Annotated in this window: 16 protein-coding genes; 11 read left to right on the forward strand and 5 right to left on the reverse strand. The window is 57.0% G+C overall.

The genetic code is table 11. The annotated features are described in order from the left end of the window. The 3 genes from B2R17_RS13925 to B2R17_RS13935 form a co-directional block, all read right to left on the reverse strand. Positions 1 to 1,048: Mrp/NBP35 family ATP-binding protein (locus B2R17_RS13925; protein WP_286764458.1), on the reverse strand; the 1,048-nt coding region annotated here is incomplete at its 3' end. A 38-nt stretch (positions 1,049 to 1,086) separates the two neighbouring features. Beyond that, positions 1,087 to 2,424: a hypothetical protein gene (locus B2R17_RS13930; protein ID WP_286764459.1), complete on the reverse strand. Its 1,338-nt coding sequence runs from the start codon at positions 2,422 to 2,424 to the stop codon at positions 1,087 to 1,089. A gap of 306 nt (positions 2,425 to 2,730) precedes the next feature. Beyond that, a complete protein-coding gene (locus tag B2R17_RS13935; protein ID WP_011122042.1) occupies positions 2,731 to 2,934 on the reverse strand; it encodes a hypothetical protein in 204 nt (67 codons plus the stop codon). Between the two features lie 355 nt (positions 2,935 to 3,289). On the opposite strand from B2R17_RS13935, the gene B2R17_RS13940 reads away from it, so the two are divergent. The 9 genes from B2R17_RS13940 to B2R17_RS13980 all read left to right on the forward strand — a co-directional run bounded on the left by B2R17_RS13940 (position 3,290) and on the right by B2R17_RS13980 (position 12,455). Continuing rightward, positions 3,290 to 4,699, forward strand: coding sequence for a prolipoprotein diacylglyceryl transferase family protein (locus tag B2R17_RS13940; protein WP_286764460.1), 1,410 nt, complete (start codon positions 3,290 to 3,292; stop codon positions 4,697 to 4,699). 80 nt (positions 4,700 to 4,779) lie between these two features. Continuing rightward, positions 4,780 to 5,778 carry a 2-hydroxyacid dehydrogenase gene (locus B2R17_RS13945; protein WP_008663396.1) on the forward strand — a complete coding sequence of 333 codons (999 nt, stop codon included), beginning with the start codon at positions 4,780 to 4,782 and terminating at the stop codon, positions 5,776 to 5,778. After that, the gene (locus tag B2R17_RS13950) at positions 5,775 to 6,530 is read left to right on the forward strand and encodes a methyltransferase domain-containing protein (protein ID WP_286764461.1); all 756 of its coding nucleotides are present in this window, start codon (positions 5,775 to 5,777) and stop codon (positions 6,528 to 6,530) included. Before B2R17_RS13945 ends, B2R17_RS13950 begins: the two co-directional genes overlap by 4 nt. Beyond that, a complete protein-coding gene (locus B2R17_RS13955) occupies positions 6,473 to 7,876 on the forward strand; it encodes an NAD(P)/FAD-dependent oxidoreductase (protein WP_286764462.1) in 1,404 nt (467 codons plus the stop codon). The genes B2R17_RS13950 and B2R17_RS13955 overlap by 58 nt, the downstream gene beginning before the upstream one ends. After that, positions 7,873 to 8,976, forward strand: a complete 1,104-nt coding sequence (locus B2R17_RS13960) for a type III polyketide synthase (protein WP_037249624.1) — start codon at positions 7,873 to 7,875, stop codon at positions 8,974 to 8,976. Before B2R17_RS13955 ends, B2R17_RS13960 begins: the two co-directional genes overlap by 4 nt. A 74-nt stretch (positions 8,977 to 9,050) precedes the next feature. Then, the gene (locus tag B2R17_RS13965) at positions 9,051 to 9,914 is read left to right on the forward strand and encodes a fumarylacetoacetate hydrolase family protein (protein WP_286764463.1); all 864 of its coding nucleotides are present in this window, start codon (positions 9,051 to 9,053) and stop codon (positions 9,912 to 9,914) included. Then, positions 9,901 to 10,851, forward strand: coding sequence for a hypothetical protein (locus B2R17_RS13970; RefSeq protein WP_286764464.1), 951 nt, complete (start codon positions 9,901 to 9,903; stop codon positions 10,849 to 10,851). The genes B2R17_RS13965 and B2R17_RS13970 overlap by 14 nt, the downstream gene beginning before the upstream one ends. After that, positions 10,848 to 11,555, forward strand: coding sequence for a class I SAM-dependent methyltransferase (locus B2R17_RS13975; RefSeq protein WP_339888154.1), 708 nt, complete (start codon positions 10,848 to 10,850; stop codon positions 11,553 to 11,555). The genes B2R17_RS13970 and B2R17_RS13975 overlap by 4 nt, the downstream gene beginning before the upstream one ends. Before the next feature lie 51 nt (positions 11,556 to 11,606). Then, the gene (locus tag B2R17_RS13980; protein WP_414707320.1) at positions 11,607 to 12,455 is read left to right on the forward strand and encodes a hypothetical protein; all 849 of its coding nucleotides are present in this window, start codon (positions 11,607 to 11,609) and stop codon (positions 12,453 to 12,455) included. Positions 12,456 to 12,543: 88 nt separating this feature from the next. Here B2R17_RS13980 and B2R17_RS13985 read toward each other — a convergent pair whose 3' ends face one another. Further along, complete coding sequence (locus B2R17_RS13985; protein ID WP_286764467.1) at positions 12,544 to 14,379, reverse strand: AAA family ATPase; 1,836 nt, start codon at positions 14,377 to 14,379, stop codon at positions 12,544 to 12,546. 198 nt (positions 14,380 to 14,577) lie between these two features. Between B2R17_RS13985 and gyrA the strand changes: the two genes are divergently transcribed. Next, positions 14,578 to 17,499, forward strand: coding sequence for a DNA gyrase subunit A (gene gyrA, locus B2R17_RS13990; protein ID WP_286764468.1), 2,922 nt, complete (start codon positions 14,578 to 14,580; stop codon positions 17,497 to 17,499). A 170-nt stretch (positions 17,500 to 17,669) separates the two neighbouring features. Here gyrA and B2R17_RS13995 read toward each other — a convergent pair whose 3' ends face one another. Then, positions 17,670 to 17,954 (reverse strand): acylphosphatase, encoded by a 285-nt coding sequence (locus B2R17_RS13995; protein WP_286764469.1) that lies wholly within the window; start codon positions 17,952 to 17,954, stop codon positions 17,670 to 17,672. 34 nt (positions 17,955 to 17,988) lie between these two features. On the opposite strand from B2R17_RS13995, the gene B2R17_RS14000 reads away from it, so the two are divergent. Further along, on the forward strand, positions 17,989 to 19,008 hold the full coding sequence (locus B2R17_RS14000) for an alkaline phosphatase family protein (RefSeq protein WP_286764470.1): 1,020 nt from the start codon (positions 17,989 to 17,991) through the stop codon (positions 19,006 to 19,008). The last annotated feature ends 4 nt before the right edge of the window (positions 19,009 to 19,012 follow it).

Genomic DNA, 19,012 nt, shown 5'->3' on the forward strand with positions numbered 1-19,012 from the left:
CGAACGGTGCGCGGGCACGATGATCGTTCGCGAGAACCTCGGCCAATTTGCCCGCGTCACCGGCTTCGCGAAGTGTGATATCGATTGGCAATCCGCCCAAGTAAGGAACGGTGAGTTCTTCGGCCTTGTCGCGAGCTCCACCACGACCAAAGATGTCGTAGGTCTTGCCGCAATCCGGGCAAGTGAAGCCGCTCATGTTTTCGACCATGCCGGCGATCGGAATGTTGACTTTGCGGAACATACTGATGGCTTTGACAGCGTCCAGCAAAGCGACTTCCTGCGGGGTGCAAACCACGACGGCACCCGTGATCGGGATCGCTTGCGAAAGCGTCAACGCGATGTCGCCGGTGCCCGGTGGCATGTCGATGACCAAGTAATCCAGTTCGCCCCACGATGTGTCACGCAGGAATTGTTGAATCGAACCGTGCAGCATCGGACCACGCCAAATCACGGCCTGGTCAGGTTCCAGCAAGAAACCCATCGACATGACCGGCATTGCACCTTCGGTTTCGGGTGGGACTCCTGATTCGCCGTTGGGGCCGAGCCGAATCGGTTCGATTTTCTTGTCTTCGGAGATCGCTGGACGACCTGACAATCCCAGCAAATGCGGGACGCTGGGGCCGTAAACGTCCGCGTCCATCAGGCCAACGTTGGCACCCAACCGACGAAGCGTCAAAGCCAACGATGCCGCCACGGTGCTCTTGCCGACGCCACCTTTGCCGCTGCCGACCAAGATCACGCTTTTGGCTTTCAAGCCGACCTGACCCAGTCGAGCTGGCGGGCGAGCGTGAACTGGCGTTTGCACCTCGATCGTTTTTCCAGGTGCCACGGTCAGGGCCAAATCGCGAATCGTGTCCGCGATCTCATCGGCGATGGGTTGGCAGTGGGATGTGATTCCGACGGACATTTTGACCGTGTCGCCATCCAGCGTGATTTCACCCAATTGCCCGGTGCTTTGGATCGGTCGTCCGGTTTCAGGATCCGGGTGTTGGCCAATTCGTTCGCGAAGAGAGGCGATCAGGGCGTCGGGTTCGACGGGAGTCGTCATTTCAAAAACCAGGGGCGATCAAGACCAAGGAAGTGGTGTCACGAGTTGGCATCCAGCAATTCGCCGATGTCCAGCAAGTGAACTTGGCGTCCGCCATCGTTCTGGTCAACCGCGTGCGGACTGTCGATGGCAACGGTGCGTCCATCGGGGCTGCATCGCGGGTGTGTGTCGCAACGCCATTCGCCGGTGTAGCGTTTGGGTGATGGGAAATGCCCCAGATCAAATCGTCGGTCGCTGGGAACGTGATACAGATAAACCGTTTGGCGTCGGGACTTGCTCGGGTAGGTATCGTTCAGAATCCAATCCCCGTAGTCGCCAGCCAAGTAAGTGTTGTGCCCGTTGGTTGGCATCTTGCCGCCCCCGACCGGTCGAACGAGATTGGTTTGATCTTCAAAGACATAGAAACCATTGGGTTTGCCGGCGGGCCGGGTCCACATGGTCACGGCATCATCGCCTTTCCAAATGAAGTGCGATGTGTAGCCGGATGGATCGAGCACATGCAGGTCTGAGCCGTCCATGTTGGCGGTCAACATTCGCGTGACAAATCCGCCTTTGTACTGCAGTGTCGACGGATCGAACTCGGGGCGATATCGATGCAGCACAATGAAACGGGTGCCGGATGGGTTGATCAGAAGGTGATTGAAGTAGTGCCACGCTTCGGCATGTTTGTCGCCATCGGGCCAAGGCAATTGAGCGACCTGAGCCAACGACAGAATCAATTCGCTGCGGCCGGTTTGCAGATCGACCCGCCACACGCCGGACTCTTCCGGGGCTCGCTCGTCCACGTGGGGATCGGCCAAACCGGAGTAACCGTAGCCTGGCCGGAGGTTGTTGATACGCCGGAAATCGGCTGACAAACCGGTCCGTCCGTCCTGGCTGATCGTGTAGATCGGCCGATCGATTGTTTTCGTCTGTCCCGATTCTAGATCGCGGATTCGGCACACGAACCGGTCGCCATCTTGGTCGTTCCAGAGAACGCGTTTGCCGTCTTGGCCGACGAACTGCAGCATGCAGCCTTGCTGCCACCCCCACGCTTGACTGGTGCCCAACGGGATCCATTGATCGTTGTTGGCGGTGTCCACGTATCCGACTCCGATGCGATCCTCGGCATTGGGACTGCGGCCTTCGAAGTCGACTTCGTTGGACAGCACGAAGCGGCCGGTGGGATCGAATTCTTGTTTGTCGTAGTAGCCAAACCAGTGAAATTTGGGACCGTGAGTGATTGTCCGCGTTGGCACAAAGGTTTCCAGCGGACCGGTCTCGCTAACGGGTTCCTTCGCGAAAGCCATGGAGGACGAACTCGCCAGCAAGGCGGATCCGGCGGCAAGGTTGGTCGCGAGAAATTGGCGGCGGGGCAGGGGATTCAAGCGGGGCATCGGAGCGACTCCGGTGGGGATGGCGTGGGGAAGGGAGTTGAGGCGGGAGATGGACGGCGCGATGAGCCGAAGCGGTGAGAGCACCCAGGGCAAACGAACCGGCCCAGCAGTTTAGTTGATTGGTGGTCGCCACCGGGTCGTGATCGCAGGGGCCGGCGATGACACGGGCCAGCAATGACATGGGCCTGCAGAAAGCGGGCTTCGCAAATGACGGGTCCACCGCGAGATTCATTCTGCGGTCGCGAGCGTTTTAGAGAACGACTCGGAAGTAATCGGCGAACAAGAGATGTCGCCGTGGGGGATTCGCTACCGCTGTTCGCGGTAGGTGGTGAAGCTGAGGAAGGCCAGCAACCCAGAAAAAATGACGAATCCGAGGTTCATCAGCATGCTCGCGGATCCGAGCGGTGCCATGTCGCTCATTCCAGCCACGCCCAACAGCAAATCGGCTCCAAATAGCACCAACAGCAAGATGGACGCCACAAGGCTAACTAGACAAAGAGCCTTGGGCATGGACGGGAACCTCGATCAATTTCGGAGAATCAGGATGCAATTGGAGCGGGACGCGGGTCCCGGTTGGGGCGAGACGATTGGCTCGCGTGGCAAGGATAACAAACTCGCCTTCTAGGTTTGGCCGTCAGTATAGTTCAACCAAAAGAAAATACCCAAGTTCCCGTGATTTCGCCATTTCCCCGCGGCACTTCGGTACGTTTGGACCGGTTGGAACAGTTCTCAGGAGCCAATTCGCCTATCGTTTCAGGCCGAACGATGCGACGATAAAGGCAAGTGCCACCGGAATTTGGACGTGGCGAGAACCGTGCGAATTCCGCACGCATTTGACGGACTGACCCTCTCTCGACAGGCAACCATGCGTCGGACGCTGTTTTTGATCCCTCACGAATTCGCGGGCTGGCCCATTTTTGGGATTGGTTGGGCGTTGCTGTTTCTCGTGATTGCCGTGTTGGCCTACGTCGGCTGGGAATCCCGCCGCGGTGGTTTGGGCGCCTCCACCGCCATTGGCCAAATCTCGGGCTTTGCCGTGATGGCCGCGGTGATTCTGGTGGTCGTGGTTCCCAGAACCGAGTTGGTCAACACGCTGGGCGATCCGGTCGGTGTTGCGGTGCGTGGCTACGGGATGTTTCTGATGCTGGCCGCGATTGCGTCGGTTGGCTTGGCGGCTTGGCGAGCCGAGCGTGCTGGATTGGGAGCCGATTCGATTCTGCAATTGGCACCCTGGACGTTCATCGGTGGACTGCTGGGGGCACGCATTTTTTACGTCACGCAGTACTTCGAAGATTTTCTGCGGCCGACCTGGGGTGAAACCCTGATGGCGATGGCGGCGCTGAACCAAGGTGGACTGGTCGTCTATGGCGGATTCATCGGCGGGTTCATCGCATCGTTGATCGCGTTGAAGCGATATCAAACGCCGATCTGGCGAATCGGGGATGTGATCATTCCTTGCGTGTTCGTGGGATTGCTGTTCGGTCGATTGGGATGCTTGATGAACGGTTGTTGCTACGGTGGCGCATGCGAAGCGGGACCATTGGCGGTTCGATTTCCGGCTGGCTCACAGGTTCACGCGGAGCAATTGTTGTCTGGCGAACTGTTGGGCATCGAAGGTCAGCCGGTCGTTTCGGAAGAGGAGCCACCCACCGGTCAATCGAGAATGGTGGTGGATTCTGTGAGTCCAGATTCGTTGGCCAGCCAAGCGGGAGTGCAGAAAGGTGAGACGTTGACGATCGCCTTGGACCCGACCTATCGAGATCAGGTGTCGTTGGATCGGCCCGCGGAAGAAGCCTTGCCGGGCGTTGTGGTGCTAAGAGAGGACGAAGTTATTGCGAGATATTCGCCGAGTGACTTGCCTTCGATTGCGGATCCCGTTTGGGGCACGCAAATTATCAGTTCCGTGTTTGCGGCCATCATGTTTGTCGTTTTGCTGATTGTGGAACGGATTCTGCATCGGCAACCCAAGCAAACGGATGATACCGCGCCGGAGCGAGCTATCACCGGAAGACGTCGGCCAGGGATTTTGATGCTGGTCGGCTTCATCGCCTACGGCGTGCTTCGAATTGTGCTTGAGTGGATTCGCGTGGACGAGAAAGGTCAATTTGGCACTTCATTGTCGATCTCGCAGTGGGTCAGTTTGGTCGTCATCGCGGCCAGTCTGGTGACACTGTTCATTCGTTGGCGCGGTGCGGACTCGACATCGGAGCAAACTCCTGGTGGTGGAAACGCGAAAGTGGTTGGCGGATCGGATGCGGCAGCGGCCGGAATGTGACGAGTCGACGGCAGGTTGCGTTTGCCTTCATCGAAACCCATTTTGATTGATTGAGATACTTTGAATATTGAGAGCGGTTCATGAAGATCGCCTGCTTCAGCACAAAGCCCTACGACGAGCAATTTTTGTCAGCGGCGTCGGAGAAGTTCGAGCACGAATTTGTGTTCTTGGAACACCGGTTGGATGCGTCGACCGTGGTGTTGGCGGAGGGATGCGATGCCGTGTGTGCCTTCGTTAACGACACGTTGGATGCTTCTGTGCTCCAGCGAATCAGCGAGATTGGGATTGGTTTGCTCGCGATGCGATGCGCCGGCGTCAACAATGTCGACTTGGATGCCGCCGCGAAATTTGGGGTCCGTGTCGTGCGAGTGCCTCGTTATTCGCCGTATGCGGTGGCGGAGCACACGATCGGATTGATTTTGACTTTGAATCGGAAGATTCACAAAGCGTACAACCGAGTGCGTGAGAACAACTTCTCGATCGATGGGTTCTTGGGCTTTGATTTGCATGGCCGAACCTTTGGCGTGATCGGTACCGGTGCAATCGGTCGTACTTTGGCTGGGATCGTGGGTGGCTTTGGTTGCCGCGTGTTGATGTACGATCCATATCCAAATGACGAGGCCAAGCAGCTCGGCGAATACGTCGATCTGGATCGTTTGCTGGCCGAATCTGATTTGGTTTCTCTGCAGTGCCCACTGACCCCGGACACATACCATTTGATCGATGCTGAACGACTGAGCAAAATGAAACGCGGTGCGATGTTGGTCAACACATCGCGAGGTGGATTGGTCGACACTTCTGCGGCCATTGAAGGTTTGAAGTCCGGCCAATTGGGCGGGTTTGCCTTGGATGTCTACGAAGAGGAATCAGGCGTGTTCTTTGAAGATCTGTCGCAGCAGGTCATGCAGGATGACGTGCTTTCGCGTTTGATGACGTTTCCCAATGTTTTGATCACGTCTCACCAAGCCTTCTTCACGCGAGAAGCGTTGGAAACCATTGCCGATACCACGCTGCAAAGCATCGACGCGTTCAGCCGCGATGACGAGTTGGTCAATGAGGTGGTTGCAACACCATCATGACCTTCGCACGCATTCGCAGTGATGAGTGGATGGACGATCCGGGTTTGGATCCAGATCGACATCGACAGGCTTTGGCTGGATTGGCTCGGTTGAACCGAATCAGTTTGGTTTCGCGTGTGTTTTACCCTCGGTTGGTTCGATTGGCGCAGCAGCAACCGCGTCGACCTCTGCGCATTTTGGATGTTGCCAGCGGCAGTGCGGATCTTCCCATCGATTGGTTATGTCGAGCCAAGCGACAGGGGATCCGGATGGAAGTCACCTCGCTGGATCGCAGCGAAACCGCCATGGATTTCGCCTTGGAATCGGCCAAGGCTGCTGGTGTGACTTTGGGCACTGTCGTGCGGGATTGCCTGGCGGATGGATTGCCGTCTGGGTTTGATGTCGTGACCAATTCTTTGTTCATGCATCACCTAGAAAATTACCAAGCGGTCCGGTTGATCCAGGAAATGTGGCGTGTGAGTGAACGCTCCGTGCTGATTTGTGACCTGGATCGATCATCGGTGAACCTTGCGTTGGTCGCCGCCGCATCGCGGTTGGTCTCGCGAAGTGATGTTGTTCACCACGATGCAACGGCCAGTGTTCGCGCCGCGTACAGTCGCCCTGAGTTTTCGTCGCTTCTTCGACAAGCGATGGGGTACGACATTCCCGTTCGCATTTCTTTTCCTTGCCGATTCCTTGCAGCGATCGATCAAGCTTGCGTGGCAGAAAGGGTGGGGACGCCTTCACCAATTCTGTCGGGTGCCATTCCGTGATGGGCCCCGCCGAATCAGTTTCCTCGATTGAAGACCAGGACTTGGGCAAGGTCGCGATCATCGGCGCGGGCGTGGCAGGTTCTGCAGCGGCAATTCGGTTCGCGCAACGTGGTGTCAAGGTCACCTTGTTTGAGCGATCTGTTTTCCCACGCGAAAAAGTTTGCGGGTGTTGTTTGGGGGCTGCGGGATTGGCGGCACTGGACGCCATTGGAGTCGGCGAATCGATTCGTGATCTTGGCCTGCCGACCAAGTTCTTTCGTGGCTACTTTCAAGTGGCCAAGGCAAGCCCAACGGCGACGCAGGTGACAGAAGAGAAACGGTCGCGTGTTCCCGCGGTACGCATTCCAATTCGTGAGGGCATCGCACTTTCGCGAGCAGAGTTGGATCAGCATCTTTTGAACTTGGCGATCGAGGCGGGCGTGCAAGTGCGGCAGCCTTGCGAAGCCACGATTGTCGCGGAGTCCGGCGAAAGCGTTTCAATCGATGCCGGAACAGGATCGCCAAAGACCTTTGATTTGGTGGTCGTTGCGGCGGGGCTGACCGGGCGTTTTCGACAACGCAATGCGGCGGATCTTCGTTGGCTTGAAACGCCCAATGGCCCGATGGGTCTATCTGCTCACATGAATTGCGATAGAGCAAAGGAAATAGGTTGGAGTTTGCAAGTTGGCGAAATCCAGATGCACTGTGGGCATGATGGCTATGTCGGAATCGTTTGTCTTCCAAACGGAAGTCTTGATATCGCCGCCACTGTCCATTCTGGCAAGAAAATCCCCTCTGTGATGGGGGGAGGCAAGATGGCGATCCAGATGAAAACTCTGGCGTTGCTGTTGGATTCGGGACTGTTCGATTCATTACAGTCGCGAAAACTGAAGCATTGGTTCGCCGAAGTGGCGTGTTGGCAAACCACCCCACCGCTGAGGCGCAGAAGAGTGAGCGGCCGAGGTCGTGTTGTCGCGATTGGTGATGCGGCTGGTTATGTTGAGCCGCTGACGGGCGAAGGAATGACGTGGGGGATTGAAAGCGGTTTGGCGGTGGCTGATTCTTGGGCTTTGTATCGGTTGGGACAGATGACGGCTAACGGTGAAGCCGATTTTGGTGCAAACTGGGATCGTCGAGCAGCGAAGTTTCAAACCCGCCGTCGGTATTTATGTCGTTGGGTCACCGGGATGGTCCGGTATCGACCGGCTCGCTGGTTAGCATGTCATGTTCTACGACGTGCTCATTGGTTGGCGACTCCTTTCACTCGTAGTCTCGCAAACGGCCCGCGTTTCGACGCAACGTCCTCCATCCATCGCACCGCATCGAGCTTCGCGGACGCTTCTCTTCGGACTCACGTCTCGTCATGACTGCCCAGATCTTATCGATTGCGACGGCTCAGCCAACGCACAAGGCCGACCTTGCGTTCTCAACTCACTGCGCCCAAAGCATGTCATGCGAGGACGAATCGCAGGCCGTGAAATTAGCCAAGCTGTATCGTCGAACGGGGGTCGATACTCGCGGAAGTGTGTTGGTTGAAAAAGGCGATGCGGGCGAGCTGACACAATCTTTCTATCCTCCGATGCAAGATGGTGGCGATCGCGGGCCAACCATGGCCACTCGCAACGAACGCTTTGCTGAGGAAGCACCCGCATTGGCATGCCGAGCCGGGCAGGGGGCGCTGGATGGCAGCGGTATTTCACCGGACGATGTCACGCACGTGGTCACCGTCACTTGTACCGGATTCACCGCGCCGGGGATCGATGTGCAATTGATTGACAAGCTCGGCTTGCCGATCACGACCCAGCGAATTCAAGTCGGGTTCATGGGATGTCACGGTTTGGTCAACGCACTTCGGACCGCACGTGGTTTGGTTGCGGCTGATTCCGATGCGGTTGTGTTGATCGTTTGCATCGAACTTTGCAGTCTGCACTATCAGTACGGATACGATGCTCAGCGGATTGTGTCGGGATCTTTGTTTGCCGATGGTTCCGCCGGTTTGATTGTTGCCGGCGATGACTGCCCCGCGTCAGGAGTCGATTCACCGCTCGGCGAAATCGTCTCGGTCGGGTCTTGTTTGATTCGCGATAGTCATGACGCCATGACGTGGCGGATCGGTGACAACGGATTCATCATGACGCTCGAAGCCAGCGTGCCCGGATTCATCGAAACCAACCTTCGTGAATTTCTGGTGCCTTGGTTGGCGAAGTCGGGATTGGATCTGGATTCGATCGGTGGCTGGGCGGTTCATCCCGGCGGCGTTCGAATTCTGCAGTCGGTCGAAACCGCGTTGGAGTTGCCGTCGGACGCACTCGATGTTTCTCGAGAAGTGCTGCGAGAACACGGCAATATGTCGTCGGCGACGCTGGGATTCGTGTTGCAGAAATTCCAGCAGCGAAACGTTCCCGGTCCCTGGTTGATGCTTGGTTTTGGTCCGGGCCTGGAAATTGAAGTCGCCGTCGTTCGCTGAGTGCTATTCCTGCAAGGACGTCTTCTGCTCCCTCAGGTCTTCTGACGGGGCGTCTGGGTGGTTATCTTGTCGGCATGAATATCACCAAATGCATTGACTCAGCCGGCCAAACTCGCGTTGCTTTGGTCGAAAACGAAAGCTTGGTTCCGTTGCAAATGACGGCGGAGCTTCCCACATTGTCGGCAATTTTGGCGGCGGAGAATCCCGCGGCCGCGGCAGGATCTTTGGGGCGAGATCAGTCCATCGCGATCGATGATTCGACGCAGTGGTTGCCACCGATCGATCAGCAAGAAGTCTGGGCGGCAGGGGTGACCTACAAACGCAGCCAAACGGCTCGGATGGAAGAGTCCGAAGCGGCCGCCTCCTGCTACGACCAGGTGTACAACGCCGATCGGCCGGAGATCTTTTTCAAAGCGACGCCGTCGCGCGTCAGCGGCCACCAACAACCGCTTCGCATTCGAACGGATGCCAAGTGGAACGTGCCGGAACCTGAGATCACGTTGGTACTCAGTCCCTCTTTGAAGATTGTTGGATTGACGGTCGGCAATGACATGAGTTCGCGGGACATCGAGGGTGAGAACCCTTTGTATTTGCCTCAAGCGAAGTGTTATGACCAATGTGCGGGGCTGGGGCCTTGGATCACATTGATGGATGAACTGCCTTCGGCCGATGCCATCACCGTGGACCTGAAAATCGTCCGAGATGGAAATGTCGTCTTTGATCAGGCAACGTCGGCGGCTGAGATGGCCCGGAAGTTTGAAGATTTGGTGCAGTGGTTGGGACGTGACAACACGATGGCCGACGGGGCGTTCTTGATGACCGGGACCGGGATTGTTCCCACCAGCGATTTCACGCTGCTTCCTGATGACGTTGTGAACATCACCATCGGTGGCGTGGGAACGTTGTCCAACCGGATTGTTCAAGGTGCGGCCTCCTGAATCGAACTCGCAGGTTGAATCAGCCTTCGCGCCGCTTCAGCAGTCAGCAACGCCGGTCGAGCGATTGCCGCTGGCGTGTTGGTTGAATGTGCTGTCGCTGGATGCGGTCTTGGTCGCGTTGCTTTGGCAGTTTGTTTTTATCTTTTCGTTTTGTGGTCGAACGCCACGCTGGTACGAATCATTTGTTTTGGCGTCGGTCGTTTGGTTGATCTATGTCGCCGACCGGTTGCTTGATGGATCGCGGTTGGACTTGTCCAGACCGCACTTGGTTCGGCATCGAATGCATCACCAATTCGCGTCCGTTTGGGTGATGGCTTGGATCGTGGTGTTGCTGATCGCCAGTTCTGTCGTGGTGCTTTGGATGGATGCGGCGGTGATCCGGATGGGGTTGCTGGTTGCAGCATCGGTGTTGGCATACGGTGCCGGCGTTCATTTCTGGCCGGGACGTGCCGCGGTCAGGCATGTGCTCGCGAAAGAAGTGCAGGTCGGTGCGATCTTCGCTGCCGGAGTGAGCTTGATCAGTTGGTTGGAAGCCCCCAGCGTTTCGTTGGGATTGGCCTGCGTCGCTTCGGCGTTGCTGTTCACGGTGAACTGTTGGGCAGTCGCTGAGCGAGAATCGGTCGCGGATCAAAACTACGACGCGTCGCGTGCGGGAAAGCCTCGTCGCGAACTGGTGTCGACATCGGGCGTGGCGGTGTTCGCTGCGATCGGTGGATTTGCCGGTTGGTTGCCTTGGTTGGTGGTGGTTTGCTTGGTCGGCGGATCGACGGCGTTGTTCGCGACAAGTTGTTGTTGGAGATGGCAGGGAAGGGCTCTGACCGAATGGAGTCGTTGGGCGTCGTCGGCTGATGTGCGGCTGCCTTGTTTTGATCGATGGGTTCCGATGGCGGATTGGTCGCTAATGATTTCGCCGCTGATCTGCTGGGCCATCGTTTGAGCGAGTCAGCCCAAGGATATGACCGCTTGGCTCGGTGGTATTGGTTGCTGGAAAAGCCGGTCTTTCGCAATGACCTGCAACGCGCACGCACAGCGTTGTTGCCTGAGTTACCACCGGTCCATCGAATGTTGATCTTGGGCGACGGCGATGGACGTTTGCTGGCGGAAGTCTTGCGGGCTCAGCGGCAGGTGCAGGTCACCAGTGTCGAGCAAAGCCGGGAGATGATTCGGCTTCAGCAAGAGCGGGTGAGCCGGCTGAATGCTACTGATCGGGTTTGCTTTGTCTGTGCTGATGCAACGCGGTGGGATGCCGGCGGAGAGACGTTTGATTGTGTCGTTGCGCCGTTCTTCTTGGACTGTTTCACTGAAGCGGAGTTGCATCAGCATTTGCCGCGCTGGTTGAGTTGGGTCGAACCGCGAGGTTGGTTCTATCACGTTGATTTTGTGATGCCGGCGTTAGGATGGCGACGCGTGCGAGCGGCGTTTTGGAGCCGGGTGATGCATGTTTTCTTTGCTTGGCAAACCTGTCTTTCGTCAAAATCGCTGGTCGCGGTGGAGCCGTTCTTTGGCTCCGATCAATGGAGTGTTCAGCGAACCAAGCTGCTCAATTTCGGTTTCCTTCAATCGCGTCTGTATCGCCGATTGACGGTCGAAGACATTGAAGAAGACACAGGGGGCGAATCGTCGTCGGAAGTGGACCGCTAGGATTGGCACTTGCGATTTTGGGACTCAGCCCCGACGATACGCGACCGCCTATTGGCGGGATGTGAGTTCTTTTCACTTTCGAAACGCTTTGTTTTTGCCGAGAACCGGCACGTGTTCATGAATGATTTCACCCTTGATCCTCCTGGTTCCATCGTTGTGATAGGCACCACGGAGCTGGGGATTGAAGCGGCTTTGTATGGTCGTTTCCTCGGGTACGATGTGACTTTGGTCGGCGGCGCGGATGCGTGGGCCGACCGTCCCAATGCTGACGATTTGGTTCGGCGAATTGGCCCGACCTTCCGCGGCGATTGGTTTGACCGGCATTGGTTGGACGGCCGTGAATTGTCGGAATGTTGGGACCTCGCGTCGCCCATGTTGCCCGATCGCAGTTTGTCTTCTTTGGCGTTCAACGCGATCGCGGCGCAACGCGGTGACGAGATCCCCGCGGCATTGCCCGTGACGATCAGCGAATGGATCCGAGATGGGTTGCTCGCCGTGACCCGTTCGGACTTGTTGCGAGGTCGTGTGTGGCCGAACGTGGTGGTGACATCGGTCGAAGCAGTGGACGTTGTTGACGAGCCCGATGAAGCGTCGGAAGCCGACGACGAGCAGGATGGTTCGATCCCGCCTGACTATCTGTTGCAGTATCAGAATGATGGTGAAGCGGATGACAACGTGCCTGAATCGCAACAGTGCGAATGCGTGATTGTGGCTGGGTTGCCGGAGAGTGCTCGCGGCTTCAGCAAGCCCGCTGCGGATGAATATTGGTTTGAGCTGACGGAACCTGAGACCAACAATGCCGAAGAAATGTTGCGGGAAGGCCAACGCCAAATCGCCGCCATCTATTCGCAGTTGATGGGGCGTGAAGAGTTGGATTTGTATCGACCGCTTCGGGGTTAGTTGGCTTTCCTCGAAGACGCTCGTGTTTCGCTGGGTTGCAGTGATGCAGCCCATGCGAATCGTGGAGGGGCCTTGCTGACGCGGCGGGTTACGAAGTGGAAAGATCCTGCTCGGGTTGTGTTTCGGCAGGGGCTTTCAAGTCGATCACCGGGCTGCCCCACTGGACTTCCATCGGCTCACTGCAGGAATTGCAATTGGTCGTGGTGCCCATCATGGTGTCTTCGATCACCTGAGGCGTGTCGCAGTGGGGACAGGTGACTCGGATCATCCCGCTTGGTTCGGTCATTGCATCGAGTTGCGCGTCCGTCAAATCTGGGATCTCAATGTCGGATGGCTCGAGTGTTGTCAGTAGTTCTCGCGTGATTTCGGTTGAACCCGCAATGCGGTTGGCGAGTCGCCGAACGCTGCGTTCAAACGAGTTGCGTGACGTCCGGCCGTTGCCGAAGTGTCGGTCGCGATTGAAGTAAAGATGCGTGAAGCCTCGCAACAGTCGTCGTCGGCTTTCGGTTGGAATGACGTACTGAGCTTTCGCGGCGATCAGTTCAAAGATCCGGCACAGGGCCTCGGGATCGTAGTCGTCAAAGTGCATCGTTGTGCCAACCCGAGAACTCAGGCCCGGGTTGCTGCGGATCATCTTGGTCATTTCTTTCGGGTAGCCGGCCAAGATCACAACCAATCGATCGCGTTGATCTTCCATGCGTTTCAGCAGCGTTTGGATCGCTTCGCGACCGTATTGGTCTTGGCCGCTTTCGTCGATCAGCGTGTAGGCTTCGTCGATGAAGAGAACCCCATCGAGGGCTTCGTCAATCTTGGCGTTCGTCTTGGGGCCGGTTTGGCCGGCGTACTCGGCGACGAGGCCACTTCGGTCAGTTTCGACCAAGTGGCCTTTTTCGAGCACGCCCAGTCCTCCGTAGATCTCGGCGATGATTCGCGCGACCGTGGTTTTGCCTGTTCCCGGGTTTCCGACGAAAGCCATGTGCAGGCTGGGTTTGGTCGTCGGCAGACCTTCTTTGGCGCGGTGCCGTTCCATCGCCAGGAAGTTCGCGAGCGTTTGAATTTGATTTTTGATCGCATCCAATCCGATCAAACGATCCAGTTTTGCTCGCGCTTCGGCCAAGCGTTCTTCCGGCGTGCGATCGTCTTGCTCGGCGGTTTCTTTGGCGGGCGTTTTGGCTGGTTCGGTGGATGCGGGTGATCCGCCGCCGGCGCGGGTGGGCGTGGGCTTGTTTGCGGCGTCGTGGCCGGTTCCTTCACGCAGTCGTTTGGCTTCCGAACGCAACCAAGAAATCGCTTCGCGTGCGTTGTCCAGGTCGGCTTGATGATCCACGGTCGGTGAATCAGATGGCAAGGTCGGCGCAGTGACGCTGGTTGGTGACTTCGCGACCTGCTTGGCATTTTCTAGCCCGTCGAGCATCGATTGCAAACGCGAGCGTTCGAGGCTGCTGTCATCGCCGTCGACCATCGCGATCAAATGGGCCATCCGAGTGGCGGCCGTGATGACTTCGCCCCATCGATCGCGAAGCGATGGCAGTTCCAGGAATGGGCGGGTGACTTCGTACCAAGAGAAGCCTTCGGCGGTGGTGATCAGCCAGTCGATCGCTTCATGCAGTTTGCCGCCTTGGACGGTTTCGCCCCAGACATGTTCCAGAAGGATGCGGCCGAGTTGTCGTTGTTCCAGATTTCGAGCGCTGCTGGCGGGCACCATCGTGGCGAAAACCTTCATCACGAATCCTTCGTGCAGGTCGGCCATCTGTTGCGGCATGTCGCGTTTGTCGACGGAGGCGGAAGCATCCTGTCCCGCCAGCCAACCGTAGCTGCCTTCGGCGATTTCACCCGATTCGACGAACAGATTCAGCGTTTGCTGAAGGGCTTCGCGATACAGCCGAATGGATTGCAGGATCGCGTCGTCGCTGGGGGAACTCATGGCTGGAATCCGAAGGGGACAAGGGCATCAAAAAGACCGTCGTAAGTATTTGGAAAACAATGGCTTGCGTCAATGTTCAGAAAGCCTCGCGGCGTTGTGAAAAACGCGTGAACGAGGTAAAATGGGCATTCCAATTTTGGGCCTTCGGATCATGGATCCGTCCTGGCCCGCTTCCCCCGTGATAAACGAGCAAATCCCTTGGCTGAAGACGGCGAAAATCAGGAACCAGGCGACGAAAACGCGGGCGAAGTGAACGGATCCACCGGGGATAACAACGGCCAAGAAAACACGGAAGCAGGTGCTGGCGGCGGGGCGCAGGTTCCGCCCGGTGCCGGCAACCCTCCCGGCGGTGCAGAACCACCATCGGGCGGTGGTCCTGAAGGCGGTTCGGGCAATCCCGATCCCCACGGAGGCCACGGCGCTCTTCGGATGGTGGATCTTCCGATCGAAGACGAGCTTCGTGAGAGCTATTTGACGTACGCGATGAGCGTGATCGTCAGCCGTGCTTTGCCCGATGTGCGTGACGGATTGAAACCGTCGCAGCGTCGGATCTTGGTGGCGATGAACGACCTGAACCTCGGCCCAGGCAGCAAGCGGGTCAAATGCGCCAAGATTTCCGGTGACACCTCGGGTAACTATCACCCTCACGGTGAAAGTGTGATTTATCCGACGCTCGTTCGGATGGCCCAAGAGTGGAACATGCGATGCTTGTTGATCGACAAGCAGGGGAACTTCGGTAGTGTCGCGGGTTTGCCTCCGGCTGCTATGCGATACACGGAAGCTCGCATGGGTGCCGTCGCAGCAGCCATGCTGGACGACCTCAAGCTCGACACGGTCGATTACATCCCGACGTACGATGAAGCGAGAACCGAACCAACGGTCTTGCCCAGCAAGTTCCCCAACTTGCTCATCAACGGTTCGGGCGGTATCGCGGTTGGGATGGCGACCAGCATTCCGCCTCACAACCCAACCGAAGTCTGCGATGCTCTGATCAAGTTGATCGAAGAACCAGACACTTCGATCGATGAGTTGTGCGAGATCATCCCCGGTCCTGACTTCCCGACCGGCGGTATCATCTGCGGCCGAGCCGGCGTGCGTCGAGGTTACAAAACCGGGCGAAGCACGATGGTGGTGCGGGCTCGTTGCCAAATCGAAGAGATGAAGGGCAACCGTCATCGCATCGTTGTCACCGAGATCCCATACCAGCAATATCGCGACCGGATCATTGAAAAGATCGCGGCGCTCGTGAACGGAGACCGAATCAAAGGGATCTCCGGAATTCGCGATGAAAGCGATTTGAAAGAACCTGTCCGGTTGGTGGTGGAACTGAAGCGTGGCGAAGATCCCGATGTGATCTTGAACCAGCTGTACCAGTTCTCGCCGCTGCAAGACACGTTCTCGCTGATCTTCTTGGCTCTCGTCGACGGCAAGCCTCGCGAGTTGACGCTGAAGGAGATGCTGGCCGAGTTCCTTCGTCACCGCGTGACCGTGATTCGTCGCCGAACGCAGTTCTTGTTGGCCCGAGCTCGTCGTCGCAAGCACACCGTCGAAGGGTTGCTGCTGGCACTCGCCAACATCGACGAGATCATTCAAACGATTCGCACCAGCCGCACTCAACCCGAAGCAAAAGAACGCTTGATGGGCATCGCGTGCCCCGCATCGATGATGCAGCGGGCGCTTGGCGATGAAGGTTTCAAGCAGTTCCAACTGGAACGTGGTGAAGCGGATTCCTACACGTTGACCAGCGTCCAAACCGACGAAATCCTTCGCATGCGTTTGGGCCAATTGGTCAACCTGGAGCAAGAAAAACTCTCCGGCGAGCATGCTGAATTGCTGAAGGAAATCATCGACTACATCGATATTCTCGGCAGCCCAAGCCGCATCAACGGCATCATCAAAGATGACCTCGAAGAGATGAAGCGTCGCTTTGGCGACAAGCGTCGAACCGAGATCAGCCATGAAGAACTTGGCAACATCGACCTGGAAGATTTGATCACGGAAGAGACGATGGTCGTTTCCATCAGTCACCGTGGTTACATCAAACGCACACCGACCAGCGTTTACAACACGCAGCGTCGTGGCGGCAAAGGCATGAAGGGGGCCAAGAGCGACAACGAAGATCCAATTGAACACTTGTTCGTTGCCAGCACCCACGCTTACCTGTTGTTCTTCACAACAGCCGGGAAAGTTCGTTGGCAAAAGGTTTATGACATCCCGCAACTCGCTCGTGATGCCAAAGGCCGCGCGATTGTGAACCTGTTGCAGATGGAAGAAGGCGAACAGATTGCCGAGTGCTTGGCTGTTCGCGATTTCAACCAGCCCGGTCACACGATTGTGATGACAACCAAAAGCGGTCTGGTGAAGAAGACTCCACTGGAACAATACAGCCGACCGAAACGAGGTGGCATCATCGCCATCAAACTCCGCGAAGGCGATGAGTTGGTGGACGCCGCCGTGGTTGGCCCTGGCGATGAGATCATCATGGTCACAGCCGACGGCATGGCGATTCGTTTCCGCGAATCGGATTCTCGTCCGATGGGACGCAACACGTCCGGCGTGAAGGGGATCTCGTTGGTTGGCGACGACGCCGTTGTGGGAATGGTCGTGACCGACCCCGAAGCGACTCTGCTGACGGTTTGCAAAAACGGTTACGGAAAACGAACACCGTTCGGACCCAATTTGGCCGATGTTTCTGAAACCGACTCGGAAGAATCCAGCGAAGGCGGAGACGACGAAGCGGCAGCTGCCAGCGGCTCGGCTCGCTACCGCACGCAGAAGCGTGGTGGCAAAGGTTTGCGAGACATCAAGACCAGCAAGCGGAACGGCAAGGTGATCGGAATCGCTCGCGTCAATGATGATGACGAGCTGTTCCTGATGACCGCAAAAGGCAAGCTGCAACGAATTAGTGCTGGCGACATCAACGTGATCGGTCGAAACACGCAAGGTGTTCGCATCATGAACGTGGATGACGGTGACGAACTGATCGCCGTTGTACGTGTGCCTGCTGAAGAGAATGCGGAAGAAGCGGTGGAAGCCGACGCCACTGCGGTAGCTGAGCCAGTTTCAGAAACGGATGCCGCTCCTGAAGCAGATGCGGGCTCAGACGCTGCTCCAGAATGACGTCGGTCAGGTCTCACCTGACTGTGTGGTGAAAAGCCGATGCCGGGCCTGGGATCCCCGGTTCTGGATCCATCGGCAACTCGCCTGGGTTTCGGGGTGGTGGATCAGCGGGCGGTGACGCTTTGGGGGATGAATAAAGCGTTATCTTTCCATTTCGATTGCGTTGTCAGCTAGTAGCGAATCGAAAACTTTTCTCGGTCCGGTAGTGGCTCTCGTTCGTCGATCAAAGCCTCGTTGATCTTTCTTTCCATCGAACTGCTGATCCGTCGAAGCAGTTTGTTGAGGTCGTTTGCGGGCCCTTGCACGTCCAGAAGGACGTCTCCATCGGGCTCGTTGCGCACGAAGCCTTTTACGTTGAGGCCACGGCCTTGGTGGATCGCGTTGGCTCGGAATCCCACTCCCTGCACGTCACCGCGATAACGAACGACCTTCCTGGTTTGTTTGACAGCATTCATTGGATTATGGTGACGGCCACTTTCAATTTCGACAATGCAGATCACACCACACGGTCGGTATATGAGTTGGTTTCGTTTGAATTCGGTTGGCGTTGCTTGGGTCTGCTTGGCATCAACGTTTGTGTCGACTGCATACGCAGGCGAACCCAAGGTGTTGACGATTGGCATTGATGGTTTGAGACGCGATGCATTTGTCGCCGCGAAAACACCTCACATGGATTCGCTTTCCGCGAATGGCACGTTGTGTTTGGAAACTCGAGTGACGTCCGATGATGTTACGGATAGTGACACAGTCAGTGGACCGGGCTGGACCACTTTTCTAACGGGGGTTTGGGCGGATCGGCATGGCGTGCTCGACAACTCGTTCAACGGCCGCGATGCAAAAGCCGCGCCGCACGGATTCACGCTGGCAAAGCAAGTCAAACCGAACCTAAAGACCGCGTCGTATCTGTGTTGGACACCCTTGAGCACCCACGTGACAACGGACGCCGATATCGATGTTGTTGTCACGCCTGGCAAGAATGCCACAGCCTCAACCGTTTGGAAAGCGGCGGATCAGTCGTTGGCTTGGTCGGCGATCCCAGTCCTGCAAAACGATGACATGGACTGGACGTTTATCTACTTTGGCTCAACCGACGAAACCGGTCACTCGTACGGGTTTCATCCCAGCGTGCCACCATACGTCGCGGCGATTGAGAACGTTGATCGAATGGTGGGTGAGTTGATCGCTGCGGTCAAGCGACGCGAGACATATACCGATGAAGATTGGCTGGTTCTCATCAGCACCGATCATGGTGGCGAAGGAACCGGCCACGGCGGAGGCCGTGAAAATCCGAACGTCTTCACCGCGCCGATGATTGTCAGTGGAGATGCTGCGATGAAAAGTGACGGAATCGAACGGGCCGAAGGAACCGCACCGCCAGCGACGGTGGATTTGGTCACCGTCGCGTTGAATCACCTTCAGATCCCAATCAATCCGAAGTGGCAACTGGCCGGCAGTGCGGAAGGTTGGCTAGAGACAACGCCCACGACTGCCGAAGCCAAATCCGAATGATGGA

The organism is Rhodopirellula sp. UBA1907 (assembly GCF_002337565.1).
Classification (GTDB): Bacteria; Planctomycetota; Planctomycetia; order Pirellulales; family Pirellulaceae; genus Rhodopirellula; species Rhodopirellula europaea.

Bases quoted from the DNA above. Each gene is read 5' to 3' on its own strand.
- B2R17_RS13930 (WP_286764459.1), bottom strand. From the start codon at position 2,424: ATGCCCCGCTTGAATCCCCTGCCCCGCCGCCAATTTCTCGCGACCAAC.
- B2R17_RS13935 (WP_011122042.1), bottom strand. From the start codon at position 2,934: ATGCCCAAGGCTCTTTGTCTAGTTAGCCTTGTGGCGTCCATCTTGCTG.
- B2R17_RS13940 (WP_286764460.1), top strand. From the start codon at position 3,290: ATGCGTCGGACGCTGTTTTTGATCCCTCACGAATTCGCGGGCTGGCCC.
- B2R17_RS13945 (WP_008663396.1), top strand. From the start codon at position 4,780: ATGAAGATCGCCTGCTTCAGCACAAAGCCCTACGACGAGCAATTTTTG.
- B2R17_RS13950 (WP_286764461.1), top strand. From the start codon at position 5,775: ATGACCTTCGCACGCATTCGCAGTGATGAGTGGATGGACGATCCGGGT.
- B2R17_RS13960 (WP_037249624.1), top strand. From the start codon at position 7,873: ATGACTGCCCAGATCTTATCGATTGCGACGGCTCAGCCAACGCACAAG.
- B2R17_RS13965 (WP_286764463.1), top strand. From the start codon at position 9,051: ATGAATATCACCAAATGCATTGACTCAGCCGGCCAAACTCGCGTTGCT.
- B2R17_RS13985 (WP_286764467.1), bottom strand. From the start codon at position 14,379: ATGAGTTCCCCCAGCGACGACGCGATCCTGCAATCCATTCGGCTGTAT.
- B2R17_RS13995 (WP_286764469.1), bottom strand. From the start codon at position 17,954: ATGAATGCTGTCAAACAAACCAGGAAGGTCGTTCGTTATCGCGGTGAC.
- B2R17_RS14000 (WP_286764470.1), top strand. From the start codon at position 17,989: ATGCAGATCACACCACACGGTCGGTATATGAGTTGGTTTCGTTTGAAT.